At 64.1% G+C, this 25,370-nt stretch carries 26 protein-coding genes; 16 read left to right on the forward strand and 10 right to left on the reverse strand.

Annotated elements, in window-relative coordinates; translation table 11 throughout:
* Positions 1–306 precede the first annotated feature (306 nt).
* Positions 307–1,269, forward strand: a complete 963-nt coding sequence (trxB, locus tag ACZ5BO_RS06095) for a thioredoxin-disulfide reductase (protein WP_464698733.1) — start codon at positions 307–309, stop codon at positions 1,267–1,269.
* A 146-nt stretch (positions 1,270–1,415) separates the two neighbouring features.
* Here the strand turns inward: trxB and ACZ5BO_RS06100 are convergent, their stop codons facing one another.
* From ACZ5BO_RS06100 to ACZ5BO_RS06125, 6 genes are all read right to left on the reverse strand, one after another.
* The gene (locus tag ACZ5BO_RS06100; RefSeq protein WP_464698735.1) at positions 1,416–1,754 is read right to left on the reverse strand and encodes a HopJ type III effector protein; all 339 of its coding nucleotides are present in this window, start codon (positions 1,752–1,754) and stop codon (positions 1,416–1,418) included.
* Positions 1,747–2,043 carry a DUF1244 domain-containing protein gene (locus ACZ5BO_RS06105; RefSeq protein ID WP_025131961.1) on the reverse strand — a complete coding sequence of 99 codons (297 nt, stop codon included), beginning with the start codon at positions 2,041–2,043 and terminating at the stop codon, positions 1,747–1,749. The genes ACZ5BO_RS06100 and ACZ5BO_RS06105 overlap by 8 nt, the downstream gene beginning before the upstream one ends.
* A gap of 74 nt (positions 2,044–2,117) precedes the next feature.
* Positions 2,118–2,489, reverse strand: coding sequence for a dihydroneopterin triphosphate 2'-epimerase (folX, locus tag ACZ5BO_RS06110; protein ID WP_025131960.1), 372 nt, complete (start codon positions 2,487–2,489; stop codon positions 2,118–2,120).
* A 2-nt stretch (positions 2,490–2,491) separates the two neighbouring features.
* Entirely contained in the window at positions 2,492–3,052 is a 561-nt protein-coding gene (gene folE / locus ACZ5BO_RS06115; RefSeq protein WP_025131959.1) for a GTP cyclohydrolase I FolE, read from the reverse strand.
* Between the two features lie 23 nt (positions 3,053–3,075).
* Complete coding sequence (gene folM, locus ACZ5BO_RS06120) at positions 3,076–3,786, reverse strand: dihydromonapterin reductase (RefSeq protein WP_025131958.1); 711 nt, start codon at positions 3,784–3,786, stop codon at positions 3,076–3,078.
* 127 nt (positions 3,787–3,913) lie between these two features.
* Positions 3,914–4,483 (reverse strand): antibiotic biosynthesis monooxygenase, encoded by a 570-nt coding sequence (locus tag ACZ5BO_RS06125; protein ID WP_464698738.1) that lies wholly within the window; start codon positions 4,481–4,483, stop codon positions 3,914–3,916.
* A gap of 211 nt (positions 4,484–4,694) precedes the next feature.
* Here ACZ5BO_RS06125 and ACZ5BO_RS06130 point away from each other — a divergent pair, with 211 nt between their 5' ends.
* Positions 4,695–5,636, forward strand: a complete 942-nt coding sequence (locus ACZ5BO_RS06130; protein WP_025131956.1) for a MerR family transcriptional regulator — start codon at positions 4,695–4,697, stop codon at positions 5,634–5,636.
* Between the two features lie 63 nt (positions 5,637–5,699).
* Here the strand turns inward: ACZ5BO_RS06130 and ACZ5BO_RS06135 are convergent, their stop codons facing one another.
* Both ACZ5BO_RS06135 and ACZ5BO_RS06140 read right to left on the reverse strand, forming a co-directional pair.
* Complete coding sequence (locus ACZ5BO_RS06135) at positions 5,700–6,305, reverse strand: hypothetical protein (RefSeq protein ID WP_464698740.1); 606 nt, start codon at positions 6,303–6,305, stop codon at positions 5,700–5,702.
* Positions 6,306–6,365: 60 nt separating this feature from the next.
* On the reverse strand, positions 6,366–6,833 hold the full coding sequence (locus ACZ5BO_RS06140) for a PAS domain-containing protein (RefSeq protein ID WP_025131954.1): 468 nt from the start codon (positions 6,831–6,833) through the stop codon (positions 6,366–6,368).
* A gap of 154 nt (positions 6,834–6,987) precedes the next feature.
* On the opposite strand from ACZ5BO_RS06140, the gene ACZ5BO_RS06145 reads away from it, so the two are divergent.
* Positions 6,988–7,443, forward strand: coding sequence for a flavodoxin (locus ACZ5BO_RS06145; protein WP_025131953.1), 456 nt, complete (start codon positions 6,988–6,990; stop codon positions 7,441–7,443).
* Here the strand turns inward: ACZ5BO_RS06145 and ACZ5BO_RS06150 are convergent.
* The gene (locus ACZ5BO_RS06150) at positions 7,424–8,320 is read right to left on the reverse strand and encodes a LysR family transcriptional regulator (RefSeq protein WP_025131952.1); all 897 of its coding nucleotides are present in this window, start codon (positions 8,318–8,320) and stop codon (positions 7,424–7,426) included. The genes ACZ5BO_RS06145 and ACZ5BO_RS06150 overlap by 20 nt on opposite strands.
* A 97-nt stretch (positions 8,321–8,417) precedes the next feature.
* Here ACZ5BO_RS06150 and ACZ5BO_RS06155 point away from each other — a divergent pair, with 97 nt between their 5' ends.
* From ACZ5BO_RS06155 to ACZ5BO_RS06195, 9 genes are all read left to right on the forward strand, one after another.
* A complete protein-coding gene (locus ACZ5BO_RS06155) occupies positions 8,418–8,804 on the forward strand; it encodes a CidA/LrgA family protein (protein ID WP_464698743.1) in 387 nt (128 codons plus the stop codon).
* Positions 8,794–9,480 carry an LrgB family protein gene (locus ACZ5BO_RS06160; protein WP_464698745.1) on the forward strand — a complete coding sequence of 229 codons (687 nt, stop codon included), beginning with the start codon at positions 8,794–8,796 and terminating at the stop codon, positions 9,478–9,480. The genes ACZ5BO_RS06155 and ACZ5BO_RS06160 overlap by 11 nt, the downstream gene beginning before the upstream one ends.
* 145 nt (positions 9,481–9,625) lie before the next feature.
* On the forward strand, positions 9,626–10,408 hold the full coding sequence (locus ACZ5BO_RS06165) for a class II aldolase/adducin family protein (protein WP_025131949.1): 783 nt from the start codon (positions 9,626–9,628) through the stop codon (positions 10,406–10,408).
* The gene (locus ACZ5BO_RS06170; protein ID WP_025131948.1) at positions 10,408–11,310 is read left to right on the forward strand and encodes an alpha/beta fold hydrolase; all 903 of its coding nucleotides are present in this window, start codon (positions 10,408–10,410) and stop codon (positions 11,308–11,310) included. The genes ACZ5BO_RS06165 and ACZ5BO_RS06170 overlap by 1 nt, the downstream gene beginning before the upstream one ends.
* Positions 11,311–11,513: 203 nt before the next feature.
* The gene (locus tag ACZ5BO_RS06175; protein ID WP_464698747.1) at positions 11,514–12,425 is read left to right on the forward strand and encodes an SDR family oxidoreductase; all 912 of its coding nucleotides are present in this window, start codon (positions 11,514–11,516) and stop codon (positions 12,423–12,425) included.
* A gap of 184 nt (positions 12,426–12,609) precedes the next feature.
* On the forward strand, positions 12,610–12,969 hold the full coding sequence (locus ACZ5BO_RS06180) for a hypothetical protein (RefSeq protein WP_025131946.1): 360 nt from the start codon (positions 12,610–12,612) through the stop codon (positions 12,967–12,969).
* Positions 12,970–13,453: 484 nt separating this feature from the next.
* A complete protein-coding gene (locus tag ACZ5BO_RS06185) occupies positions 13,454–15,244 on the forward strand; it encodes a DUF1302 domain-containing protein (RefSeq protein WP_464698749.1) in 1,791 nt (596 codons plus the stop codon).
* Positions 15,245–15,268: 24 nt separating this feature from the next.
* Positions 15,269–16,636: a DUF1329 domain-containing protein gene (locus ACZ5BO_RS06190; protein WP_464698751.1), complete on the forward strand. Its 1,368-nt coding sequence runs from the start codon at positions 15,269–15,271 to the stop codon at positions 16,634–16,636.
* A 368-nt stretch (positions 16,637–17,004) separates the two neighbouring features.
* Entirely contained in the window at positions 17,005–19,557 is a 2,553-nt protein-coding gene (locus ACZ5BO_RS06195) for a LuxR C-terminal-related transcriptional regulator (protein ID WP_464698753.1), read from the forward strand.
* 10 nt (positions 19,558–19,567) lie between these two features.
* Here the strand turns inward: ACZ5BO_RS06195 and ACZ5BO_RS06200 are convergent, their stop codons facing one another.
* A complete protein-coding gene (locus ACZ5BO_RS06200; RefSeq protein WP_464698755.1) occupies positions 19,568–20,368 on the reverse strand; it encodes an IclR family transcriptional regulator in 801 nt (266 codons plus the stop codon).
* A 167-nt stretch (positions 20,369–20,535) separates the two neighbouring features.
* Here ACZ5BO_RS06200 and hmgA point away from each other — a divergent pair, with 167 nt between their 5' ends.
* From hmgA to ACZ5BO_RS06220, 4 genes are all read left to right on the forward strand, one after another.
* Positions 20,536–21,840, forward strand: coding sequence for a homogentisate 1,2-dioxygenase (gene hmgA / locus ACZ5BO_RS06205; protein WP_025131684.1), 1,305 nt, complete (start codon positions 20,536–20,538; stop codon positions 21,838–21,840).
* Positions 21,841–21,843: 3 nt separating this feature from the next.
* Entirely contained in the window at positions 21,844–23,148 is a 1,305-nt protein-coding gene (gene fahA / locus ACZ5BO_RS06210; protein ID WP_464698757.1) for a fumarylacetoacetase, read from the forward strand.
* Positions 23,149–23,160: 12 nt separating this feature from the next.
* Entirely contained in the window at positions 23,161–23,799 is a 639-nt protein-coding gene (maiA, locus tag ACZ5BO_RS06215) for a maleylacetoacetate isomerase (protein ID WP_025131682.1), read from the forward strand.
* Between the two features lie 187 nt (positions 23,800–23,986).
* Positions 23,987–25,357, forward strand: a complete 1,371-nt coding sequence (locus ACZ5BO_RS06220; protein ID WP_025131681.1) for an MFS transporter — start codon at positions 23,987–23,989, stop codon at positions 25,355–25,357.
* The last annotated feature ends 13 nt before the right edge of the window (positions 25,358–25,370 follow it).

Genomic DNA, 25,370 nt, shown 5'->3' on the forward strand with positions numbered 1-25,370 from the left:
CGCTCCGAGCAAAAGGAAAACGCGCCGACCTTACCGACTTTGCTCAAGGGACGAAAGTGCGGTGAACAGGTCGACATCAACGGTAACAAAGACCCCTTCAAATAGGCCTTCTGAGGATAGAGACCGCCTATGAGCTGGATTGTTAAACCGTATTTCCTTAATCTTCGCCCCCTCTATACGCTTCACCCATTATTTTTTGGACGGGCGAGTTAAGGCCTTCCCCAAGGTTTCGCCGTCCTTTTTTATTGCAGCCGGCAATCCGGCGTTCCGCGCCAGGTCACCCGGGCCGGTCGAAAGGAGTGAGTCATGTCTGATGTACGTCATTCGCGTGTGATTATTCTCGGTTCCGGCCCTGCCGGTTACAGCGCTGCGGTGTATGCCGCCCGTGCCAACCTGAAGCCGCTGCTGATCACTGGCATGCAGGCCGGTGGCCAGCTGACCACCACCACCGAAGTCGACAACTGGCCCGGCGACGTGCATGGCCTGACCGGCCCGGCGCTGATGGAGCGGATGCGCGAACACGCCGAGCGTTTCGAGACCGAAATCGTCTTCGACCACATCAATGCCGTGGACTTCGCCGCCAAGCCCTACACCCTGACCGGTGACAGCGCGACCTACACCTGCGACGCGCTGATCATCGCCACCGGCGCCAGCGCCCGCTACCTGGGCCTGCCTTCGGAAGAAGCCTTCATGGGCAAGGGTGTTTCCGCCTGCGCGACCTGCGACGGCTTCTTCTATCGCAACAAGCCGGTGGCCGTGGTCGGTGGTGGCAACACCGCTGTCGAAGAAGCCCTGTACCTGGCCAACATTGCCAGCAAGGTCACCCTGATCCACCGTCGCGATACCTTCCGCGCCGAGAAGATCCTGATCGACAAGCTCAATGCCCGGGTTGCCGAAGGCAAGATCGAGCTCAAGCTGAACTCGAACCTGGACGAAGTGCTGGGCGACAACATGGGCGTCACCGGTGCACGCTTGAAGAACAACGACGGCAGCTTCGACGAAATCACGGTCGATGGCGTGTTCATCGCCATTGGCCACACTCCGAACACTTCGCTGTTCGAAGGCCAGTTGCAGCTCAAGGACGGCTACCTGGTGGTGCAGGGCGGCCGTGACGGCAACGCCACCGCCACCAGCGTCGAGGGCATCTTCGCTGCCGGTGACGTGGCCGACCACGTGTATCGCCAGGCCATCACCTCGGCCGGCGCCGGCTGCATGGCAGCACTGGACACCGAGCGTTACCTGGACGGCCTGCAGAACGCTTCGTTCTGATAGGCCCCCCATAAAAAAACCGGCGCAAGCCGGTTTTTTTATGGGTGTTGCACTGTAGGGGCCGGCTTGCCGGCGAAGAGGCCCTCAAGCCTTGCGCCGCCGGTGCTGACGCCTTCGCTGGCAAGCCAGCTGCTACAGGGACCCGCTCAGCGTCGAGTCAGCGGCTGCGCGCTGAACTTCACCCCGGCCAGGCCGTGGGCGATCAGGGCGCGGATGTTGCCGTGGTCAGTGCCTTGCGGGGTCGCCAGCACCGAGCGGTAGTGCTCGCCGAAGGCCAGCAGGGCTTCTTCGTCGCTGAGGCCTTCCAGCAGGGCCAGGCCCAGGGTCTTGCACGAGCCTTCGTTCTGCCCGGCCGCATTTTCCACGCCGCCGTTGTCGAAGGCCTGGGGCTGGTAGTCATAGCCTGCGGCAACAAACGCCAGGGTGTCGGCGAAGGCGTGCTCGCCGCTGTTCAGGCTGGCGCGCAGGGTGTTCAGGTCAGTCATGGGGTTTTCCTTTGGCGAACGCCGCTTGCTGCTCGGCGCTGGCTTCTTTCTGGTAGAGATTTTTCCATTCGGCGTAGGGCATGCCATACACCACTTCACGGGCGTCATCGAGGCTGACCTCGATCTGGCGCTGGTCGGCTTCAGCCTTGTACCACTTGGACAGGCAGTTGCGGCAGAACCCGGCCAGGTTCATCAGGTCGATGTTCTGCACGTCCTTGCGGCTGTCCAGGTGGGCCACCAGGCGGCGAAAAGCCGCGGCTTCCAGCTCCAGGCGTTGTTGTTCGGTCATGGGGTCTCTCCGAGGCAAGTTTCAAGTTTCAAGCGGCAAGTAAAAATCGATCTGCTGTGCCTTGCCGCTTGCCGTTAACGACTTGCCGCTAATGTGATCGATACCGATTCGGCGAAGCGCAGGGCATGGGGCTTGTCGACTTCGACTTCGGCGTACTGCACCGAGGCATTGCTCATCACCAGGTCCAGCAGCTCCTGGGTCAGGCGCTCCAGCAGGGCGAAGCGGTTGCCTTCGACGTGAGCGATGATTGCCTTGGTGATGGTGCGGTAGTTCAGCGCGTGATCGATGTCGTTGTCGCGCACCGCATCCTGGGCGGCATACAGGATGGTCAGGTTGATCAGCACATCCTGCTTGTTGAGGATCTCTTCCTCGTTGATTCCGATAAAGGTCCGCAGGAGCAGGTCCTTGACTCGGATACGAGCCATTCCTGGCTGAAGTTGTGGCATTGCTACTTGCTCCGTCCAATCAATTGCAGGAATTCCTGGCGAGTGGTGCTCGAATCGCGGAAGGCGCCGAGCATCACCGAGGTGTGCATGGTGGAATTCTGTTTCTCGACGCCGCGCATCATCATGCACATGTGCTTGGCCTCGATCACCACCGCGACGCCGGCGGCCTGGGTCACGCCCTGGACTGCGTCGGCGATTTCCCGGGTGAGATTTTCCTGGATCTGCAGGCGCCGGGCGAACATGTCGACGATCCGCGCGATCTTCGACAGCCCCAGCACCTTGCCGGTAGGAATATAAGCCACATGGGCCTTGCCGATGAAGGGCAGCAGGTGATGTTCGCACAGTGAGTACAACTCGATGTCGGCGACTATCACCATTTCATCGCTGTCGGAGGCGAACAATGCGCCGTTGACGATCTCATCCAGCGACTGGCTGTAGCCATGACACAGGTACTGCATGGCCTTGGCCGCACGCTTGGGCGTGTCGAGCAGGCCTTCGCGCTCGGGGTCTTCACCGAGGCCCTTGAGGATCTCGCGGTAGTGCTGGGGCAGGGAAAGGCTCATGCAGCGTCCTCGCGGGGGGCGGTCTACTTGACGTGCCGCCCGCCGTTAACGGTCAGGGTGGTGCCGGTGACATAGGGGTTGTCCAGCAGATAGCGCAGGCTCTGGTAGATCACTTCGCTGCCGGGCTCGATGCCCAGCGCGGACTTGGCCAGGGTCTTGGCGCGGTACGCCGCGTCGTCGTCGGGGTTGAACAATAGCAGGGCCGGGGCGATGCCGTTGACCTTGATGGCCGGGGCGTATTTCGCCGCGAAGGACAGGGTCAGGCTGTCCAGCCCGGCTTTGCTGGCGCAGTAGGCGATGTGCTTGCTGCTGCCCTTGCGGGTCACGTCGTCGCTGATGTGGATGATGTCTGCCGGGTTCGAGCGCCGCAGCAGGTCGGCACAGTGCAGGTTGATCAGGTAGGGCGCGAGCATGTGCACGCTGAACATCCGGGCGAAGGCGAGGCTTTCCTGGTCCGGGGACTCTTGCAGCCATTCCGAGGCATTGTGGACGATGGCCCGCAGGCAGTCGGTATGAGCTTTAAGCTCGGCGATCAGCGCCAGGATCCCGGCTTCGCTGGAGAGATCGGCGAACAGCAGGGTCGCGCCTTTGTCGCGCAGGGTTTCAAGACCGGGGCGCTGGCTGCGGTAGGTGACGATCACCGGCTGCCCGTCTTCCAGCAGGCGCAGGGCGCAATGCAGGCCGACACGCTGGCTGGCGCCGGTGATCAGGATCGGGGCAGGAGAGGTGTTCATGCAGGGCTCGTGTCGCGGGTAGAGCAAAACTATACCAGCGCGCGGCGGGCTGTGCCTGTTGTGCGCAGGCGGGCGCTTGGGGCCAGCCGCTGGCTGCTTGAGGGCAGCGGCCGGCTGGCCGGCGAGGTCAGGGGTTCTGGGTCGAGGGCGCGGCCGGCAGGGCCCGCACCGGGGTGCTGTTGAGCCAGTTGGCCAGCAGCCGGGTGGACAACGGGATAAAGAAGTAGACCATCAGCGGGGTCAGCGCCAGGGTGCTGACGAACACCCGGGGCAGCAGGCTCAGGTCGTTGAGCAAGGGGCCGAGGACGAAGTTGAACAGCAGCGACACCGGGAAGAATGCCAGCCAGATAGCCACGGCCTGTTTCCAGCGTGGTGGTCGCTGTCCCGCGGCACCGAACCAGCCATCGATGCCGCTGACCCGGTGTTCCGAAGGGTGGGCGAACAGGTCGCTGCCCCGGGCCAGCCAGGCGGTGCGCGAGGCGGAGTGCTCCCAGGTGTGCAGGGTGTGTTCGTCGGCGAAGCGGAAGATGATCTGGAATTCGTCATCGTCGGGCGGTGGCGCGAGGACGCCGGAGCCCAGGTAGCCGGGAAAGTCGGTGGCCAGTTGCTCGCCTTCGCGCAGCCAGGCGATCAGGTCCTGGTAACGGCCGTCGGCAACGCGCCGGGCAACCATCAGGGTGACGGGTGAGGTAGACATTATGTATCTCCGTAAAACCAATGCGCTGCCTGGGTAAGGCAGGCGCTTGACGAGGCACCGGGGTGTTGGGCCGCATCTGAACCAAGCAAGGATTATTCCTGATTGGCGCGTTCGTACCAATGACAGCGGTCGGTTTTCTCGCGCTTGAAGCATCGGCACCTGGGGGGAGTAGAATGACCGCCACTTTGTTTACCGGTGTTTTCTCCTCCAGATGCCCGTCATGACTGAACTTGCCCCTGCCACTCACGCCCCAGCCCCGGTCCCTGAGGACGAGCTGTTTCCGATCCGTGAAGTGGCGCGCCTGACCGGTATCAACCCGGTGACCCTGCGGGCATGGGAGCGACGCTACGGTCTGATTCAGCCGACACGCACCGAAAGTGGGCATCGCTTGTATTCCATGCACGATGTTGAGGCGGTGCGCGAGATCCTGGGCTGGATCGAGCGCGGCGTGGCCGTCAGCAAGGTGGGCAAGATCCTCGCCAAGAGCCGGGCCGCCCAAGCGCAGGCCAAGCTCCCGGCGGAGGATGGCCAGCAGGCTGAATACGCCCAGTGGCGTGATCAGTTGCAGCGGGTGGTGGCGGCCTTCGATGAGGACCAGTTGGAGCGCCTCTATGGCCAGATATTTTCCAGCTACGCCCTGCCGGTGGTATTTCAGGGCATCTTCCTGCCGTTGTGGAAGCAGTTGCTGCAGGATCGGGAAGCTTTCGGCCAGACCAGCGAATGGGTGTTCCTCGATGGTTTTCTTCGGGCGCGGATCACTCAGCGGCTGCTGTTGCAGCGGGCCACCCAGCATCGGCAGCTCTTGCTGGTGGCGCTCAACGACCAGTGCCGTGAACTGGAGTTGCAGGTCGCGGCACTGATGCTCGGGCATGACCAGGTCGGCGTGCGCTTGCTGGGCCCGGGTGTGCCGCTGGATGAGTTGACCCTGGTCTGTGAAAAGCTCAAGCCGATGGCCCTGGTGGTGTTCTCCAACCATGCGCCGAATGCGGAGTTGCCCAAGCGTCTCAAGCGCCTGGCGCTGACCCTGGATTGCCCGCTGATGCTGGCCGGAGATGCATCGGAACTGGCCCAGGACAGTCTGGCCGACTCACCGGTGGCGTGCCTGGGCAGTAGCGGGCGTCTGATGTTGCAGCGTTTGCGCGGCGCTCTTTGAGACGACCGGCGGTATGACGCTCATCGGCTGAGGTGCAGGCCGGGCAACTGAAGGTGTGGCGCGTCAGGCATGCAGGGCCGGATGGCTGTGACGGTGCTCCTGCAGGATGAACTGGCGCAGACGCTCGGTTTCTTCCAGGTCGCGCTGATCCAGCCGATAGGCATAGAAGCCGGCCTCGGTCTGGCGTTCGAAGCGCCCATGCAAGGCAATCCGCTCATAGCCCGAAGGGCTGAACCAGAGGGCGAACTGCTTCGGTGGCCGGGTCCGGTTGCGGATCTCCAGCAGCACTCCCTTGAACGACACTTCACGCACCCACAGGCGTCCTGGCTGGCCCTTGATGTTCTCCAGGGCCACCGGCGTGCCCAGCGCCAGGCGCCAGGGCCGGATCATCGGCCCGTCCTCGAAGATGCTCGGCACCCCCAGGCGCAGGTGCAGGGCGTGGAATTCGTCCTCCTCCAGGTACAGGGGGAAGGTCATCTGCTGATTGTCGAACTGGGCCTGAAGGGTGACCTTCTCGTTGGCCGCCAGCCGGGTCAGCAGATCACGGATCTGCGCGCCGCCATTGACCAGCAGGCTCGATGTCGCATCCCGCACATTGAGTTGCGGGTTGTGCTGCATGGTCTGGATGAAGTCCAGCTCATCCTGAGTGAGGAGGGCGTCACGCTGCATGATGGGGCTCGAAGGGTGGAAAGACAGATCGGCGGGGGATATCCCTACAGACCGCGAGTTTCATGGTTTATTAGCGCCGTTGGTCGCCTTGAGGACAGCCAGTTCGGCTCGGGTTTCAGCCAACTGCTGCTCCAGCTGGACCAGGCGCTGTTGCGCCTTGATCTGCACGCTGACGTCTTTTTGCACGCCGATGAAGTAGGTCAGTTGGTCGCTGTCGTTGAACACCGGGGTGATCGACAGCTCGTTCCAGAAGTGGCTGCCGTCCTTGCGGTAGTTACGCAACACTTCGCGACACGGCCGGCCCTGGCGCAGGGCCTGGCGAATCACCTCCAGCCCCGGCTGGTCGCGGTCCCCGGACTGCAGGAAGCGACAGTCCTGGTACAGCACCTCGTCGGCGCTGTAGCCGGTCAGCCGCTCGAAGGCCGGGTTCACGTAGATCACGATGTTGTCCTCGCCTTCCTGTTCGGCGACCACAATCCCGTCGTTGGAGGCGTTGATCATGCGTTGCAGCAGATGCGCGTTGATCATCCAAAAATTCCGCTATCGATCAGCAAAGGCTGGATTCTAAGGCTGGCTGGCCAGTTATCCACAGGGTCTTTTCAGAGCCCTGGCCGGCAGAAAAGGGATTTTACTCCGTAGCTGTTAATATCCCAGTCTTTTAGTCAGCTTCAGGAACAGATTGATGAAAGTCGCCATCCTTTCCGGCTCGGTGTACGGCACGGCTGAAGAAGTCGCCCGGCATGCCGCCAAGATCCTCAACGCCGCAGGTTTCGAGGCCTGGCACAACCCGCGTGCGACCCTGGCCGAGGTCCAGGCTTTCGCCCCGCAGGCGCTGCTGGCCGTGACCTCGACCACCGGCATGGGCGAGCTGCCGGACAACCTGCAACCGCTGTATTCGAGCATTCGCGATCAGTTGCCGGCTGCCTGGCGCGGGTTGCCGGGGGCGGTGATCGGCCTCGGGGATGCCAGCTACGGCGATACCTTCTGCGGCGGTGGCGAACTGATGCGCGAGCTGTTTGCCGAACTGGGGGTTCAGGAAGTCCTGCCGATGTTGCGCCTGGACGCCAGCGAAAGCGTGACCCCGGAAGCCGATGCCGAGCCCTGGCTGGCCGAGCTGGTCAGTGCACTGCGGGGCTGACCGGCTGCTCCCGTAGCAGCGCCAGCCAGGCTTGCGCTGCCTTGGACAGGTAGGCGCCCTGACGCCAGATGAAGGCAATGTCCCAGCGCAGGTAGGGCGGGGCCTTGAGCGTCAGGCGCACGACTCCGGGCCGCACCAGGCTGCGGGCCACCACACTGGGCAGCAGCACCACGCCCTGGCCGGCCGCCACCAGTGCCGCAAGAAAGTCCGCCTGGCCGCTGCGCCCGCCTTCCCTGGGGGTGAAACCCACCTGCTGGCAGGCCTGGAGCAGGCGGTCGTTGAGTACAAAGCTGCGCTGGTACAGGAGGAAGGGCGTGTCTGCCAATTCCTCCAGGCGTACCTGGGCGTTCATGGCCAGTGGATGGTCGGCGGGCAGCAAGGCATCCAGCGGCTCATCGCAAAAGGGCTGATAGGCGAACGCCGGGTCTTTGGGGGTCAGGCTGCCGCCCAGTTCCAGCTCACCGTTGCGCACCGCCTGCTCGACATTCAGGCTGCCACCTTCGAGCAATTGCACCTGGATGTTCGGATAGCGCCGCCGGTATTCGGCGAAGCGGCTGGCAAACAGTGCGTCGCCGCCCATCAGCGGCAGGCCCAGGCGCAACTCGCCGCGGGTCAGCTGGCTCAAGTCATCCAGTTCACTGAGCAATTCATTGCGCAAGTGCAGCATCCCTTCGGCCCGCTGCAGCACCACGCTGCCTGCGGCCGTGAGGTGAATGTGCGAGCCCTGGCGCTCCAGCAGGGGCGTGCCGAGGCTCTGTTCCAGTTGCGCGACCTGCTTGCTGACCGCCGACTGGCTGATGTGCAGGGTTTTGGCCGCCTGGGTGAAACCGCCCTGGCGGATCACTTCGGCGAAGCTGCGAAGCTGTTTGAAATCCATGGTGGTAATTCCAGATTGGAATGGTTTCCAGTCTAACAATTCGCTTCGGTGATGGTGGGGCTTTACCTAAAATAAGCCCCTGAGAGGAACCGATCCGATGAATATTTCCACCTGCAAACGCCTGGCCCGCCTGATCTGTGAACTGGCGGTGCTGCTGGGTATCTATTTTCTCGGTTGTCAGTTGGCCGCCTGGCTGCCCTGGCCGATTCCCGGCGGGGTGGTGGGGCTGGCCCTGTTGCTGCTGGCCTTTGCCCTGGGCTGGGTCCGGCCGGCGGCCCTGCAATCGGGCGCGGGGCTGTTGATGGCGGAGATGCTGCTGTTCTTCATCCCGGCATTGATGAGCTTGCTCGATTACGGCGGCCTGCTGCGTGAGGAGGGCTGGCGGATCCTGCTGGTGATCGGTGTCAGCACCCTGCTGGTGATGCTGGTGACCGCACTGACGGTGGAACTGGTCTGTCGCTGGAGGATGCGCCATGAAGCTTGAGCTGATGCCGATGTTCTGGCTGGCCCTGACCCTGGTGGCCTACCTGTTCAGCCGCTGGATCTACCGGCGCACCGGGCGCTACCTGCTGTCGCCACTGATCCTGGTGCCGGCGCTGTTGCTGGCGATTGCCGTGCCGCTGCACACCGCCTACGCCGAATACGCCGCCAACACCCACTGGCTGATGCTGGTGTTGGGGCCGGTGACTGTGGCCTTTGCCATTCCCATCTGGCAGCAGCGGCAGTTGCTGGCGCGCCACTGGTTCGCCTTGTTGCTGGGCATGCTGGCGGGCAGCGTGGCGTCCATCGGCAGCTCCTTCTGGCTGGCCAAGGCCCTGGCCCTGGACAGTTCGGTGACCCTGTCCCTGGTGCCACGTTCCATCACCACGCCTTTCGCCATGCCCCTGGCCCATGACCTGGGAGGCGTGCCCGAGCTGACCGCGGTGTTCGTGATGTTCACCGGGGTGCTGGGCGCCATGCTCGGTGGCGTGCTGCTGCGTTGGCTGCCCCTGCGCAGTGCCCTGGCCCGAGGCGCGCTGTTTGGCGTCGGGGCCCATGGTGCCGGGGTCAGCCGGGCTCATGAAGTGGGGGGCGAGGAGGGCTCGGTGGCGGGGTTGGTAATGGTCCTGACCGGGCTGCTCAACCTGTTCGCAGCACCTTTACTGGCGTCGATGCTTTGACGTGAAACCCGCGTTCCAGAGCCTGACACCGGGCTGACCCGCAAGGTCATCAAGCTGGCTGCCAATGCAACTCCGTGCCGGGCTCAGGCTGACTAGACTCTCAAGGTCCTCTCATCCAATAAGAACCATCACCGAGGTCCTTGCCGTGAGCCCAGCCCCCGTTCAATCGACACCGAGTGTACAAAACCAGGTCAGCGCCATCGAATGGCAAACCCGTGTGGACCTGGCAGCCTGCTACCGCCTGGTGGCGATGCACGGCTGGGACGACCTGATCTTCACCCACATTTCCGCCAAGGTGCCGGGCACCGACGACTTCCTGATCAACCCGTTCGGCATGATGTTCCACGAGATCACCGCCTCCAGCCTGGTGAAGGTCGATCAGGATGGCCGCAAGCTGATGGACAGCCCCTACGAGATCAACCCGGCGGGCTACACCATCCACAGTGCGATCCATGCGGTGCGTCACGACGTGCTGTGCGTCCTGCACACCCACACTGCGGCCGGGGTCGCGGTGTCTGCGCAGAAGCAGGGCGTGTTGCCCATCAGCCAGCAGTCGCTGCTGGTGCTCGCGAGCCTGGGCTATCACCCCTATGAGGGCGTGGCGCTGAACCCCGAGGAGAAGGTCCGGCTGCAGGCGGACCTGGGCGACAACGGTTTCCTGATGCTGCACAACCATGGCCTGCTGACCTGCGGTGCGAGCATCTCCGATACCTTCCTGATGATGTTCATCTTCCAGCGGGCCTGCGAGATCCAGGTGCTAGCGCAGAACGGCGGCGCCGAGCTGATCGCCATTCCTGCGCCGATCCTGGCCGGGGCCAAGGCGATGATCGCCGGGGTCACCCGCAGTGCCCAGGGCGTGGGCGGCGTGCTGGCCTGGCCGGCGCTGCTGCGCAAACTCGATCAACTCGACCCGGGTTATAAACGCTGATGCCTATTGCCGAGATCCCCCTGAGTGTCTGGCGCAAGAGCGGGCAGGACTTCGTGTTTGCCGGTCAGACTCTTCGTTACTGGGTGGCGGGCCAGGGTGAGCCGCTGCTGTTGATCCACGGATTTCCCACGGCCAGCTGGGACTGGCATTACCTGTGGCGCCCCCTGGCCCGGCGCTATCAGGTGATCGCCTGCGACATGCTCGGCTTCGGCGATTCGGCCAAGCCCCTGGACCATGACTACAGCCTGCTGGAGCAGGCGGACCTGCAGCAGGCGCTGCTGGCCCACCTGGGTGTCGAGGAACCGGTGCACCTTCTGGCCCATGACTATGGCGACAGCGTCGCCCAGGAACTGCTCGCCCGGCACTATGAGCAACGGATCGAGATCGCCAGCTGTGTGTTTCTCAATGGTGGTCTGTTTCCGGAAACCCACCGCCCGGTGCTGACCCAGAAGCTGTTGCTCAGCCCCCTGGGCTGGATGCTCGGGCGCGCCTTCAGCCGGCAGGGCCTGGCGAACAGCTTCCGGCAGATATTCGGCCCCCAGACCCGCCCCAGCGAGACGGTCCTGGATGACTTCTGGAGCCTGGTGGAGCGCAATAACGGGCCACGGATCCTGCACAAGCTGATCGGTTATATCCCCGAGCGTCGAGTCCAGCGCGAGCGCTGGGTCAGTGCCATGCAGCGCGGCGGGGTGCCGCTGCGGGTGATCGATGGGGCCCAGGATCCGATCTCCGGGGCGCACATGGTGGAGCGCTACCGACAATTGATCGCCGAGCCGGACACGGTGCTGTTGCCGGGCATCGGCCATTACCCGCAAATCGAGGCGCCCTTGCTGGTGCTCAAGCATTACCTGGGGTTTCGCGACAACCTCATGGCGCCCGCGTGCCAGGCGGTGGGCACCTGACAGTGCACGAAGGCCAGCGGACGGCCTCCTGGACCTAAGACCGCAGGATTTGCCTGCCCCGGGCAGACGGCGGTCTTGAGCGGTCGCCAGCGATTATCCCGCTGTCTTATCGCGCACCATTCAGGCCCGGACGTTTTTATTGTGACCGGCGAACGGCTGCCTGACACTCGACTGAATGTCCCTTGGCCCTGCTGGAGTTTGCTATGAGTGAGTCTGTGCGCTTGGAAGATAAAGTGGTGATCATCACCGGAGCCGGCGGTGGCCTGGGCCGGGCCCATGCGTTGCTGTTCGCCCGGCATGGCGCCAAGGTACTGGTCAATGACCTGGGAGGCTCGGCCCAGGGCGAAGGCGCCAGCGCTTCGGCGGCGGATCGGGTGGTGGCAGAGATCCGCGAGGCCGGTGGCATTGCCGAGGCCAACCATGATTCGGTCACCGACGGCGCGCGGATCGTCGAGAATGCCCTCGACGTGTTCGGTCGGGTCGATGTGCTGGTCAACAACGCCGGCATCCTGCGGGACAAGACCTTCCACAAGATGGACGATGCCGACTGGGACCTGGTGTACCGGGTGCATGTCGAGGGTGCCTACAAAGTCACCCGCGCGGCCTGGCCGCACCTGCGTGACCAGGCCTACGGGCGAGTGATCTTCACGGCCTCCACCTCGGGCATCTACGGCAATTTCGGCCAGTCCAACTACGGCATGGCCAAGCTGGGCCTGTACGGCCTGACCCGGACCCTGGCGCTCGAAGGGCGCAAGAACAATATCCTGGTCAACGCCATCGCCCCCACGGGTGGTACGCGGATGACCGAAGGGCTGATCCCGCCGCAGGTGTTCGAGCAGCTCAAGCCGGAACTGGTGAGCCCGTTGGTGGTGTACCTGGGCAGTGAGCAGTGCCAGGAAACCTCCGGGCTGTTCGAAGTGGGCGGTGGCTGGATCGGCAAGGTGCGCTGGGAGCGCAGCCTGGGAGCCGGTTTCGACCCGCGCCAGGGGTTTTCACCGGAGGACGTGGCCGCCCATTGGCAGCAGATCTGTGACTTCGAGGGCGCGTCCCATCCCAAGGACAATATCGAGGCCTTGAAGGAGATGATGCAGAATCTGCAAAAGTACGCCCTCTGAGGCGGGCGTCATCCCTGCTCCAGATCCTGTCCATGGTCTTGACGGACAGCACTTGCAGCGGCCTTTGCAACGGGTTTTCCAGTACTGGAAAACCTGCCCGCCGGACCTTCAGGGCCGGCGGTTTTACTCCTGCGGCGTTCGTCTCTATGCTCGACGGTCATCGAATGAAAAGGGAGTATTTCAAATGTACGAATCCAAGGACCAACCCATATTGTCGCGGCTGCTTTTTTTCCGCCGCATGTGCATGCATGGCCTGGTGGTCCTGGCACTGATCGGTTTCTCGATTCTGCTGGGGATCAGCGGCCTGCTGTACTTCGAACAGGATGTATCCCTTCACGACGCGGTCTTCGACGCCGCCATGATCCTCGGTGGGATCAGCCCCATCAACATGCCGGAAACCCCCGGCGGCAAGCTGTTCTTCGCCAGCTACGGGCTCTATACCAACCTGGTTTTCGCCGCCACCCTGGGGTTGATCCTGTCGCCGGTCGCCCATCGCCTGCTGCATAAGTTTCATTACGACGAGGCGGATGACGAAACCCCCTAGATGAAACTCCCCCGACTCTTTTCCAGGCATAAAAAAGGCCGCTGCAAGAGCAGCGGCCGAAGTAAGACGTTAGATCAAGGAGCTACAAAACCAACGTCGGTGAACCTGGGGTAGCGGCTTGAATCTGAAGCATTTCAAGCCTGCTGGAACAGTGTGCGGAAACTATCGTGGCCGATACTTTCTCTGGTCATGGCGCCTGGCTGTTTGCCGTGACTGCGAGGCAAGAATAAGCCCGGGACGGCCAGGGAAAAATAGCGAATCAGGACAAGGACTGTTACAACTTGAGCAACAGTCGCCCCAGCTCCCTCCCTGTATCTATGGGTTTGATGAATCTGTATCCAGCCGCTGGATACTCCCTGAGCGGCCCCGATGGCAAGGGCACTCATCCTTTTGAGCGACAGCTCGAATACCTCCTTGGTGCGCTTATCGACCGTGGTACCCCGGCAGTAGGGTGAGGCTTCCTGTCACTCACCGGGGAAGACGCATGACAAGAATAACAATGCGCGCCATCTTCACACCGCAGGCGCTGGCTGTTGCGGTGGCGCTAGGCTGCAGCACCCAGGCTCAGGCGGTTTCGTTCACCATCGGGGAAATCGAAGGGCAGTTCGACTCGTCACTGTCCGTGGGCGCCAGCTGGGGCATGCGCAACGCCGACCGGGATTTCGTCGGCACGGTCAATGGCGGCACGGCGCAGTCGTCCACGGGGGACGATGGGCGGTTGAACTTCAAGAAGGGCGAGACCTTCTCCAAGATCTTCAAGGGCCTGCACGACCTGGAGCTCAAGTACGGTGATACCGGAGTCTTCGTACGCGGCAAGTACTGGTACGACTTCGAGCTCAAGGATGAAGACCGCGAGTTCAAGCCCATCAGCGACCACAACCGCAAGGAAGGAGCCAAATCCTCCGGTGCGCAGATCCTCGACGCCTTCGTCTACCACAACTACTCCATCGCCGATTTGCCGGGCACAGTGCGCGCCGGCAAACAGGTGGTCAGCTGGGGCGAGAGCACCTTCATCGGCAACTCCATCAACAGCATCAACCCGGTGGACGTGTCGGCCTTTCGCCGCCCCGGCGCGGAAATCAAGGAAGGCCTGGTGCCGGTGAACATGCTGTTCGCGTCCCAGGGCCTGAGCAACCAGCTGACGGTAGAGGGCTTCTACCAACTGGAGTGGGACCAGACCGTGGTGGACAACTGCGGCACCTTCTTCGGCAACGACGTGGTAGCCGATGGCTGCACCACCGGCTACACCGTCGGCAGCCCGGCAGTCGCTCCCCTGCAACCGGTGGCCGCCGCCTTTGGCCAGGGGTTCCAGGTGACCCGCGAAGGGGTGATCCTGCCCCGTGGCGGCGACCGCGATGCCCGTGACTCCGGGCAATGGGGCGCAGCCCTGCGCTGGCTCGGCGATGACACCGAGTACGGGCTGTACTTCATGAACTACCACGCTCGCAGCCCGGTGGTCAGCACCACCACGGCCAACGTCAGCCTGGCAACCCTGGGCGCCATTGCCGGCGCTGCCAACGGTATCGCCCCGGGCTCCGGCAGTGGCCTGGTGCAAAGCGTGATGCTCGGCCGCGGCCAGTACTACCTCGAGTACCCGGAAGACATCCGCCTGTATGGCGCCAGCTTCTCCACCACCCTGCCCACCGGCACCGCCTGGACCGGCGAGATCAGCTACCGGCCCAATGCGCCGGTGCAGGTCAACACCAACGACCTGACCCTGGCCCTGCTCAACCCCATTGCCGGAGGAGCGGCCTCGCCGATCAAGACCGCCATGGGGGCCGACAACACCGGCTACCGGCGCAAGGAGATCACCCAGATCCAGAGCTCCATGACCCAGTTCTTCGATCAGGTGCTGGGGGCCGAACGCCTGACCCTGGTGGGCGAGGCCGCGGTTGTCCGGGTCGGTGGCCTGGAGGACAAAAGCAAGCTGCGCTACGGCCGTGACTCGGTGTATGGCCAATACGGCTATGGCGGTGACACCGGCGGTTTCGTCACCGCCACTTCCTGGGGCTATCGCGCCCGGGCCATCCTCGACTACAGCAACGTGATCGCCGGGATCAACTTCAAGCCCAACCTGTCCTGGTCCCACGACGTCAACGGCTATGGCCCCAACGGCTTGTTCAACCAGGGAGCCAAGGCCCTCAGCGTCGGCGTCGATGCCGACTACCGCAACACCTACACCGCCAGCCTCAGTTACACCGACTTCTTTGGCGGGCGCTACAACACCCTCACGGACCGGGATTTCCTCGCGTTGAGCTTCGGCGTGAATTTCTGAATCGGCATAAGAAGGATGACTTGAATGCGCAAGATGATTCTGCAATGCAGCGCCCTGGCGCTGGGGCTGTGGGCGGTCAACCTGATGGCGGCGGTAAGCCCGGAGGAAGCGGCCAAGCTGGGTACCAGCCTGACGCCGCTGGGGGCAGAGAAGGCCGGCAACGCCAATGGCTCGATCCCGCCCTGGACCGGCGGCATCGCGAAGAACGCCGGTGCGGTGGACAGCAAGGGTTTCCTGGCGGATCCGTTCGCCAATGAAAAGCCGCTGTTCATCATCACCGCGGCCACGGTGGAGCAGTACAAGGACAAGCTCTCGGCCGGCCAGGTGGCGATGTTCAAGCGCTACCCGGACAGTTATCGGATCCCGGTCTACCCGACCCATCGCAGTGTCGGCCTGCCTCCGGAGATCTACGAATCGGCCAAGCGCAGCGCAGTGAATGTCACCACCACCAATGATGGCAACGGCCTGGCCAACTTCACCGGCAACCGCTACTACGCCTTTCCGATTCCCAAGAATGGCATCGAGGTGCTGTGGAACCACCTGACCCGCTATCACGGCGGCAACCAGAAACGCATCATCACCCAGGCCACCCCCCAGACCAACGGCAGCTTCACCTCGATCCGCTTCGAGGAAGAGATTGCAGCGCCGCAGTTGATTCCCGACCTGGACCCGGCCAAGGGCGCCAACGTGCAGAACTTCTTCAAGCAGTCGGTGACCGCCCCGGCGCGCCTGGCGGGGAACGTGCTGCTGGTCCACGAGACCCTGGACCAGGTCAAGGAACCGCGTTCGGCGTGGATCTACAACGCCGGGCAGCGCCGGGTGCGCCGGGCTCCGCAGGTGGCCTATGACGGTCCGGGCACCGCTGCCGACGGTCTGCGGACCTCGGACAACTTCGACATGTTCTCCGGTGCTCCGGATCGCTATGACTGGAAGCTGGTGGGCAAGAAGGAGATGTACATTCCCTACAACAGCTACAAGCTCGATTCACCGAGCCTCAAGTACAACGACGTGATCAAGGCCGGGCACATCAACCAGGACCTGACCCGCTACGAGCTGCATCGGGTCTGGGAAGTGGTGGGCACGGTCAAGCCGAACCAGCGGCACATCTACGCCACCCGGCACATGTACATCGACGAGGACAGCTGGCAGGTGGCCCTGGTGGACCACTATGACGGCCGTGGCCAACTGTGGCGCGTGGCCGAAGGCCATGCGCAGTTCTACTACGACCATCAGGTGCCCGCCTACACCCTGGAAGCCCTGTATGACCTGAACGCCGGGCGCTACCTGGCCCTGGGCATGAAGAACGAGGAGAAGCACAGCCTGGAGTTCGGGTTTGCCGCCAAGGCCGCCGACTACACCCCGGCCGCCTTGCGCGCCAGCGGGGTGCGCTAGGCGAGCCGCGGGTTGCTGCGAAGCAGAGGCGATGCCGCATGCTCTTGAAGGGCGTGCGGCTTTTTATCGGCGCCAGGTGGGGCGAGGGAGCTTGCAGCCGTTCGGCTCCGCAGTCGCCGCAAAACCTCGCGACCCAGTCTTTGCGCTACGCCCCAGACTCCTGGCCAGGGACGGCGGCGCCCAGTGGAAGGCGACCCCCTCGGCACATCGGCAGCAATACCGCACCCCTCCAGGCTGGCGGTTATTCGACTGATGGGTCGCCTTTTTTATGGCCGGCGATCAGCCTGCTGAATACTTCTTCAATTGGCCGGGAGGTCAGGGCTAGGGTGGGGTCACGCAGGCTAAACCAATAAGAAAGGCAGGCTGCAATGACCGCCATGACTCGTTGCCCAGAGCGTCCCGGGTGCAGGCCCCGTTTATCCACCCACCACTTTCCACGCGCGCGCCTGAGCGCGCCGCTGCTGGCTTCCAGTGCCCGGGTCAAACTGCTGTGCGCGCCGGCCGGCAGTGGCAAGACCGCGTTGCTCGCCGAATGCCTGCAACAGGCGCCGGACAGTTGCCGGGTCAGTTGGCTGCCTCTGTCCGGCGTCCGCCTGAGTCCCGAGGGCTTCTGCCATGCGCTGGCGACCACGCTGGGGCTGCCGAACGGCGATATGGCGGCGCTGGTAGAGCACCTGGCCCATCTGCAAACCCCGGCCTGGATCTTCATCGATGACTATTGCCGGGCCATGGCGCCGGACCAGGACCTGCTGCTCGATCGGCTGCTGAGCATCGACAACCCGCAACTGAGCTGGTGGCTGAGCAGCCGCCGCAGGCCTTCATGCAATTGGCCACGGCTGCTGCTCGATGATCAGCTGTATACGCTCGACGGCCCGGCGCTGGCGTTCAGCCAGAGTGAAATCGAACAACTGCTGCAGCGGTTGCCGCAGCCTTTGTGCGCCCAGGCTGCCGATGGAATCCTGCAGCGCAGTGGCGGCTGGTGCGCCGGGGTGCGCATCGCCCTGCTCGACGGCAGTGAACTGACCACCCAGCCCTGCCAGCCAGGGCGCCCCAACACTTTGCTGGAATACCTGGAGCACGAGCTGTTCAGCGTATTGCCGATCGAGCTGGCGGAGGTCTGGCAGGTGCTGGCGCACATGCCACGGTTCAACGCCGGTTTGTGCGAACACCTGTTCGGCGCCGGGGAGGGTGCCCAGTACCTGCGCACCCTGCAGGACATGGCCTGTTTCATCGAGCCCTGGGAAGGCGGCGCCGACTGGTTGCAGGTATTCCCGCCCCTGGCTCGGCTGATGCGGGATGAGGCCTGGCCCAGCGGGCGCTCCTGGCACCGGCGGGCGTGCCAGTGGTTTACCGCTCAGGAGGATTGGCAGTCGGCTTTTGAGCAGGCGCTGCTGGCCGAGGAATACGAAGTCGCGGTCAGCCTGCTGGAGCATTTCAGCTTCGAGAGCCTGTTCCAGCAGCACAACGCGCTGTTGCTGCTGCAACTGCATGAGCGCCAGGGTGGCGAGTTGCTGCTGGGCAGCCCGCAGTTGATCGGCCTGTTGGTGGCGGCGCTATTGTTTGCCGGACGCTTCGAACAGGCAGAACAGTGCATGGCGCAGATGGCGCGCTTTGCGCCGCAGCCCTCGGCCTGCCGGCAGCGCCGGCTGCTGGCCCGCTGGCAGGCGCAGCGGGGCTGGCTGCTGCATTTGAGCGGGCGGATGGAGGCGGCACGGCAGCACTTTCTCGAGGCCTTGGGCGAACTGGAAGACAGTGCCTGGAGCATTCGCCTGCTGTGCTTGTCCGGTTTGACCCAGCAGGCGCTGCTGTGCGGTGAGCTGGAGGTGGCCCAGGCCCTCAATCGCGAGGCCCTGTGCCTGGCCCGGGCTCAGGATGCGCCGTTGTTCGAAGGCTTGCTCGAGCTCGACCATGCCCAGTTGCTGGAGCAGCGGGGCGCGCCCCATCGAGCCCAGAGCTTGCTGGAGCAGGTGGTCGGGCGCGTGTCCCGGCAGGCGTTGCGGGCTCCACCCTTGCTGGGCCGCATTGCCTTGCGCCTGGGGCGCCTGGCCCTGCGCCAGGGACACGAGGAGGAGGCCGCCGGCTACTTGCGCAGTGGTCTGGAAGACTGCCTGCTCAGCCATGACAAGCGCGCCTTGTATGGCTTTCTCGGTCAGGCCCAGCTGGCGGCCAACCGCGGGGATTACGCCCAGGCCTTCGTGCGTCTGCGTGACGCGGAGCGGTTGATGCAGCAGCGGCAGATTCCCGACACCGTTTACCGTGGAGTGCTGTTGCAGGTCAGCAGCCAACTCTGGTTGCAGCAGGGGCGCCCGGAGCTGGCCCATGAAGCCTTGAGCCGCTTGCTCCGGCATTTCCGCGGGCCCCAGGCGCTGCAGGCGCCACCGGCCAGCCTGGAGTTGATTCCGGGCATCGAATACCTGCTGGTACTGGCCGAGGTTCACCTGGGTCGGGCGCAGGCGCCGGTTGCAGCTTTGCAGGGGGTGCTGGCGAGGGCTCAACGCCATGGCATGCTCGGCCTGGAGGCGGAAGTGCAGTTGGCCCTGGCCGAGGTGGCTCATGTGCAAGGTGATCCGGCGCTTTTGGCCGAGGCATTGCAGGCCGGGCAGGCCTTGGTGGCGCGCTGCAACCTGCCCCAGGCGCTGCACGAACTGCGTCTGCGTCAACCGTCGCTGCAGGGGCTGGGCAGGCCTGAAGCTGCGCCGTCAGTGGAGCCTGAGGAGGGACGCGAGAGCCTGCTCAGCCAGCGGGAGTTGCAGGTGTTGCAACTGATCGCCCAGGGCTGGTCGAACCAGCAGATCGCCGAGCAGCTGTTCATCTCCCTGCATACGGTGAAGACCCACGGCCGCCGGATCCACAGCAAGCTGGGAGTGGAGCGCAGGACCCAGGCAGTGGCCAAGGCCCAGGCCCTGGGGTTGATGAGCTGATCGGTGGTGACTATTCAGGCCGCGGCTGATAACCCATGCGCCAGCTCACGGTGCTGCAGGCGCTGAGCAGGCGCCGCGCCGCCGGGCCATGTTCATCGGCCTGGAACAGCGACGTCGGCCCGACCACCGTCAGCACTGCGGCGATCTTGCCCGTGGCATCGAACACCGGGGCCGACAGTGCATCGACCCCCGGCATCAGCAAACCGTGGACATGGTGCAGGCCGTGCTGGCGAATCTGCTCGGCCAGGGCGTCGTGGACCTGCGAATCGGCCAGCGCATGGGGGGCGCCCAGGGATAATTCCTGCTGGCGCAGGTCAAGGGTTTCACGCGGCGGCAGGTAAGCGTTGAACACCAGCCCGGTGGACGAACTGAGCAACGGCAGCACCGAGCCCAACTGGGTGACCACGGTCACCGCGCGGACCGCCGGTTCGATGTGCACCACCGTGGCGCCCTGGTTGCCCCACACCGCGAGGAAGCAGGTCTCGTTCAACTCGTCACGCAGTTCAGCCAGGGGCAGGGCCGCGACCTTCAGTACATCCATGCTGTTCAGGGCCGCCAGGCCCACGCGCAGGGCTTCACGGCCCAGGCCGTAGTGATTGGTGGCGCTGTTCTGTTCGGCAAAACCGCTGGCAATCAGGGCTTGCAGGTAGCGGTGGACCTTGCTGGCGGGCATCTGCACGTGTTCGGCCAGGCGCGACAGGGAGGTGGCTGGCGACAGTTCGGCCAGGGCCTTGAGGATATCGGTGCCGACCTCGGCCGAGCGGACTTTCTGCTTGCTGTTGCTGTCGCTGGTGCTGCGCGGCTTTTCCATGGAGGTGTCGGGGTCCCGTAACAAGTGGCGGTCTTTATAGCTTGACGCTCCTAGGCAATCAAATTACGTTATGCGTAATTGGATTACGATAAAAATAACCCAGGCGTGCCGATAACTCTTGTGAAGGAGTGGTGGGCCCCTGCCTATTCCAACTTCCAGGAGGCTCCATGAACCTCGAATCTTCGGCGTCGGCCCTCAGCTACCAATCCGGTTTCGGCAATGAATTTGCCAGCGAAGCCCTGCCGGGCGCCTTGCCCGTCGGCCAGAACTCCCCGCAGAAAGCCCCTTATGGCCTGTACGCCGAACTGTTCTCCGGCACCGCCTTCACCATGACCCGCAGCGAAGCCCGGCGCACCTGGATGTACCGCATCCAGCCCTCGGCCAAGCACCCGGCCTTTGCCAAGCTGGAACGCCAGCTGGCAGGCGGCCCCTTGGGTGAGGTCACCCCCAACCGCCTGCGCTGGAGTCCTTTGCAGATTCCAGGCGAAGCCACTGATTTCATCGACGGCCTGGTGGCCATGGTGGCCAACTCGGCGGCGCAGAAGCCGGCGGGTATCAGCGTCTATCACTACCGTGCCAACCGCTCGATGGAGCGGGTGTTCTTCAACGCCGATGGCGAGCTGTTGCTGGTGCCGGAACTGGGCCGCCTGCGCCTCGTCACTGAGCTGGGCATGCTGGACCTGGAGCCATTGGAAATCGCCGTGCTGCCTCGCGGCCTGAAGTTCCGCGTCGAACTGCTCGACCCGCAAGCCCGGGGTTACGTTGCCGAGAACCACGGTGCGCCGCTGCGCCTGCCAGACCTCGGGCCGATCGGCAGCAACGGCCTGGCCAACCCTCGGGATTTCCTCGCCCCGGTGGCCCATTACGAAGACCTGCGCCAGCCCACCCCCCTGGTGCAGAAGTACCTCGGCGAGCTCTGGGGCTGCGAACTCGACCATTCGCCACTGAACGTGGTGGCCTGGCACGGCAACAACGTGCCGTACAAATATGACCTGCGCCGTTTCAATACCATCGGCACCGTCAGCTTTGACCACCCGGACCCGTCGATCTTCACCGTACTGACCTCGCCCACCAGCGTTCCGGGCCTGGCCAACCTCGATTTCGTGATCTTCCCGCCACGCTGGATGGTGGCCGAGAACACCTTCCGTCCACCGTGGTTCCACCGCAACCTGATGAACGAGTTCATGGGCCTGATCCAGGGCGCCTACGATGCCAAGGCCGAAGGCTTCCTGCCCGGCGGTGCGTCCCTGCACAGTTGCATGAGCGCCCACGGTCCGGATGGCGAGACCTGCACCAAGGCGATTAACGCGCCGTTGCAGCCGGCCAAGATCGACAACACCATGGCCTTCATGTTCGAGACCAGCCAGGTGCTGCGCCCGAGCCAGTTCGCCCTGGAGTGCCCGGAGCTGCAGAACGACTACGATGCTTGCTGGGCTTCGCTGCCCGTCACCTTCAACCCGAATCGGAGATAACCCATGACCTTGCCCACCATCACCCTTAGCTGGGTCGAGTCCGCCAACGGTCACCCCGACTTCCCGTTGCAGAACCTGCCCCTGGGCGTCTTCAGCACCCAGGGTTCGGCGCCCCGCAGCGGGGTCGCCATCGGCGAACAGATTTTCGACCTGGAAGCGGCGCTGGACGCCGGCCTGTTCGATGGCCCGGCCAAGGCTGCGGTGGAGGCTGCCCGCGGTGGGCAGTTGAACGGCTTCTTCCAACTCGGCCGCCCGGCCCGGGTTGCTCTGCGCGAGCGCCTGCTGGAGCTGCTGGGCGAAGGCAGCAGCCTGCGGGGCAAGATCGAGGCCCAGGCGGCAAAACTGCTGCATGCGGCAGCCGACTGCCAGATGCACCTGCCGGCGAAAATCAGCGACTACACCGACTTCTATGTCGGCATCGAGCACGCGCAGAACGTCGGCAAACTGTTCCGCCCCGACAACCCCCTGCTGCCCAACTACAAGTACGTGCCGATCGGCTACCACGGTCGCGCCTCGACCATCCGTCCTTCCGGCACCGAGGTGCGCCGGCCCAAGGGCCAGACCCTGCCGGCCGGGCAGAGCGTGCCGACCTTCGGCCCCTGCGCGCGCCTGGACTATGAGCTGGAACTGGGCATCTGGATCGGCCAAGGCAACGAGATGGGCGAAGCGATCGCCATTGGCGACGCTGCCGAGCACATTGCCGGTTTCTGCCTGCTCAACGACTGGTCGGCACGGGACATCCAGGCCTGGGAATACCAGCCGCTGGGGCCGTTCCTGTCAAAAAGCTTCATCACCAGCATTTCGCCCTGGGTGGTGACCGCCGAAGCCCTGGAGCCGTTCCGCCAGGCCCAGGCGCAGCGCCCCGAAGGTGACCCGCAACCGCTGCCGTACCTGCTGGACAAGCGCGACCAGGCCGCCGGTGGCTTCGACATCGAACTGGAAGTGCTGCTGACCACCCAGGCCATGCGCGAGCAGGGCCTGCCGGCGCACCGCCTGACCCTGAGCAACACCCAGCACATGTACTGGACCGTGGCGCAAATGGTGGCTCACCACAGCGTCAACGGCTGCCAGTTGCAAGCCGGCGACCTGTTCGGCTCGGGGACGTTGTCCGGTCCTGAAAACGGCCAGTTCGGCAGCCTGCTGGAGATCACCGAAGGCGGCAAGAAACCTATCGAGCTGGCCTCCGGAGAGGTGCGCAAGTTCCTTGAAGACGGCGATGAAATCATCCTGCGCGGGCGTTGCCGCCGTGAAGGTTTCGCCTCCATCGGCTTCGGCGAATGCCGCGGCACCGTTCAGCCGGCACGTTAAAGGGAGCGGCTCATGGAGCTCTATACCTACTACCGTTCCACCGCGTCCTATCGGGTGCGCATCGCCCTGGCCCTCAAGGGCCTGGAATTCCAGGCCATCCCGGTCAACCTGCTGGTGCCCAAGGGCGGCGCCAACCGCCAGCCGGAGTACCTGGACATCAACCCCCAGGGCCGAGTGCCGGCCCTGCGCACCGACGACGGCGACCTGCTGATCCAGTCCCTGGCGATCATCGAATACCTGGAAGAGCGTTATCCACAGGTGCCGCTGCTGTCCAGGGATCTGGTCAGCCGTGCCCATGAGCGGGCGGTGGCGGCGATCATCGGCTGCGACATCCACCCGCTGCACAACTCCAGCACCCAGAACCTGCTGCGCGAGTGGGGGCATGAGGAAGCGCAGTTGCTGGTGTGGATCGACCATTGGATCAGCCAGGGCCTGGCGGCCCTGGAGCAGTTGATCGGTGACCAGGGCTTCTGCTTCGGCGAGCAGCCGGGCTTGGCCGACGTGTTCTTGATTCCCCAGCTGTACGCCGCGGAACGCTTCAAGGTGTCCCTGGAGGACTACCCGCGGATTCTCCGGGTCGCGGCGCTGGCGGCTGAGCATCCGGCATTCCAGGCTGCCCATCCGGCCAATCAGCCCGACACCCCGGCCTGACCCGAACCGCGCGCCCCCGTCTCCCGGGGGCGCGCCTTTTGGCCGCCGCAGGCAGATGCCGCGAGCGGGCCAGCGTCCCCCAGGACGGAGGGACCTCCAGGCCCCGCACAGGTGCCTGACATTTTTGCTTGCGCGGCAACCGCACCACCGCTGCACATAACCATAAAAACCGAACAGGTACCTTGCGATGCAAAATCAGATTGCCAGCTTTCGCGCTGCGCTCGACGCCCGCCCTGTGTCCCGCTATCAGTGGTTGCTCCTGTTGCTCCTTGCCTTGCTGCTGGTCACCGACGGCTACGATGCCCAGGTCCTGGGTTATGTGGTGCCGGCCCTGGCCCAGGACTGGGGGCTGGAAAAGGCGGCGTTCGGCCCGGTGTTCAGCGCCAACTTGCTGGGCCTGACCCTGGGCTCCCTGGCGGTAACGCCGTTGGCCGACCGTTTCGGTGTGCGCCGGATCCTGCTCTGTTGCGTGCTGATCTACGCCAGCCTGACGGTGCTGATGGTGTTCGCCAATTCTCTCGACAGCCTGATGGCCGCACGCTTCATCTGTGGCATCGGCATGGGCGGGGCGATGCCCAGCGCCATGGCCCTGATGTCCGAATACTCGCCGCCGCGCCTGCGCACCCTGATGGTGACCCTGGCCGCCTGCGGTTTTTCCTTCGGTGGCGCCGCCGGTGGTTTTGTCGCGGCCGGCTTCATCGATCGCTTTGGGTGGGAGGCGGTATTCCTGGCCGGCGGGGTGACGCCCTTGCTGCTGTTTCCGTTCCTGGCCTGGTGGCTGCCCGAATCCTTGCCACGCCTGCTGCGTGATGCGCCGCCATACACGCGTCTGCGCAAGGTCAGTGCGCAGATGCTGCCGGACTGGCAGCCTCCGCCGGTTTCGAACTTGGCCGAGGAGACGGCGCAAGGTAGCAAGTTGACGGTGGTGGAGTTGTTTCGCCATGGCTATGGGCGGCCGACCCTGCTGATCTGGTCGACCTTTTTCGTCAGCCTGATCCTGCTGTATTTCATGATCAGCTGGCTGCCGACGCTGTTGCTGGAAAGTGGCCTGGCCTTGCAGCAGGCCAACCTGGTGACTTCGATGTTCCTCTTCGCCGGTACCCTCGGGGCGATCTGCATGGCCTGGTTCGCCGACCGCCTGAAACGCAAGGTGCGCCTGCTGGCCGGAGTGCTTGCCGCGGCTGCGTTATGCACCGTGCTGCTGGGCCTGAACCACGACAACCCGCGGTACCTGGTGCTGTTCGTGTTTGCCGCGGGCTTTTGCATCATCGGTGGGCAATTGACCCTGAATGCCTTCGCCAGCAACTTCTATCCGGCTCAGGTGCGCGCCACCGGCACCGGTTGGGCGCTGGGGGTGGGGCGTTTTGGTTCGATCCTCGGGCCGCTGTTCGGCAGCATGCTGCTGGCGATGCACATTCCGGTGCAGCAGATTTTCTTCTTCTGTGCGATTCCCGCAGTGCTCGCCGCCTTGCTGATCATTCAGGTGCGCTCACCAGCCGAGGCAGGACCCGGTGGCGCGGGTTCGACCGCGCCGTTGCAAGACCCGCAGCAGCCCTGAAGGCGTTGCCGGC

It is taken from the genome of Pseudomonas sp. FFPRI_1, assembly GCF_055384485.1.

Coding starts and splice junctions, on each gene's coding strand:
- trxB (WP_464698733.1), top strand. CDS start 307: ATGTCTGATGTACGTCATTCGCGTGTGATTATTCTCGGTTCCGGCCCT.
- ACZ5BO_RS06100 (WP_464698735.1), bottom strand. CDS start 1,754: ATGACTGACCTGAACACCCTGCGCGCCAGCCTGAACAGCGGCGAGCAC.
- ACZ5BO_RS06105 (WP_025131961.1), bottom strand. CDS start 2,043: ATGACCGAACAACAACGCCTGGAGCTGGAAGCCGCGGCTTTTCGCCGC.
- folX (WP_025131960.1), bottom strand. CDS start 2,489: ATGCCACAACTTCAGCCAGGAATGGCTCGTATCCGAGTCAAGGACCTG.
- folE (WP_025131959.1), bottom strand. CDS start 3,052: ATGAGCCTTTCCCTGCCCCAGCACTACCGCGAGATCCTCAAGGGCCTC.
- folM (WP_025131958.1), bottom strand. CDS start 3,786: ATGAACACCTCTCCTGCCCCGATCCTGATCACCGGCGCCAGCCAGCGT.
- ACZ5BO_RS06125 (WP_464698738.1), bottom strand. CDS start 4,483: ATGTCTACCTCACCCGTCACCCTGATGGTTGCCCGGCGCGTTGCCGAC.
- ACZ5BO_RS06130 (WP_025131956.1), top strand. CDS start 4,695: ATGCCCGTCATGACTGAACTTGCCCCTGCCACTCACGCCCCAGCCCCG.
- ACZ5BO_RS06135 (WP_464698740.1), bottom strand. CDS start 6,305: ATGCAGCGTGACGCCCTCCTCACTCAGGATGAGCTGGACTTCATCCAG.
- ACZ5BO_RS06140 (WP_025131954.1), bottom strand. CDS start 6,833: ATGATCAACGCGCATCTGCTGCAACGCATGATCAACGCCTCCAACGAC.
- ACZ5BO_RS06145 (WP_025131953.1), top strand. CDS start 6,988: ATGAAAGTCGCCATCCTTTCCGGCTCGGTGTACGGCACGGCTGAAGAA.
- ACZ5BO_RS06150 (WP_025131952.1), bottom strand. CDS start 8,320: ATGGATTTCAAACAGCTTCGCAGCTTCGCCGAAGTGATCCGCCAGGGC.
- ACZ5BO_RS06155 (WP_464698743.1), top strand. CDS start 8,418: ATGAATATTTCCACCTGCAAACGCCTGGCCCGCCTGATCTGTGAACTG.
- ACZ5BO_RS06160 (WP_464698745.1), top strand. CDS start 8,794: ATGAAGCTTGAGCTGATGCCGATGTTCTGGCTGGCCCTGACCCTGGTG.
- ACZ5BO_RS06170 (WP_025131948.1), top strand. CDS start 10,408: ATGCCTATTGCCGAGATCCCCCTGAGTGTCTGGCGCAAGAGCGGGCAG.
- ACZ5BO_RS06175 (WP_464698747.1), top strand. CDS start 11,514: ATGAGTGAGTCTGTGCGCTTGGAAGATAAAGTGGTGATCATCACCGGA.
- ACZ5BO_RS06180 (WP_025131946.1), top strand. CDS start 12,610: ATGTACGAATCCAAGGACCAACCCATATTGTCGCGGCTGCTTTTTTTC.
- ACZ5BO_RS06185 (WP_464698749.1), top strand. CDS start 13,454: ATGACAAGAATAACAATGCGCGCCATCTTCACACCGCAGGCGCTGGCT.
- ACZ5BO_RS06190 (WP_464698751.1), top strand. CDS start 15,269: ATGCGCAAGATGATTCTGCAATGCAGCGCCCTGGCGCTGGGGCTGTGG.
- ACZ5BO_RS06195 (WP_464698753.1), top strand. CDS start 17,005: ATGACCGCCATGACTCGTTGCCCAGAGCGTCCCGGGTGCAGGCCCCGT.
- ACZ5BO_RS06200 (WP_464698755.1), bottom strand. CDS start 20,368: ATGGAAAAGCCGCGCAGCACCAGCGACAGCAACAGCAAGCAGAAAGTC.
- hmgA (WP_025131684.1), top strand. CDS start 20,536: ATGAACCTCGAATCTTCGGCGTCGGCCCTCAGCTACCAATCCGGTTTC.
- fahA (WP_464698757.1), top strand. CDS start 21,844: ATGACCTTGCCCACCATCACCCTTAGCTGGGTCGAGTCCGCCAACGGT.
- maiA (WP_025131682.1), top strand. CDS start 23,161: ATGGAGCTCTATACCTACTACCGTTCCACCGCGTCCTATCGGGTGCGC.
- ACZ5BO_RS06220 (WP_025131681.1), top strand. CDS start 23,987: ATGCAAAATCAGATTGCCAGCTTTCGCGCTGCGCTCGACGCCCGCCCT.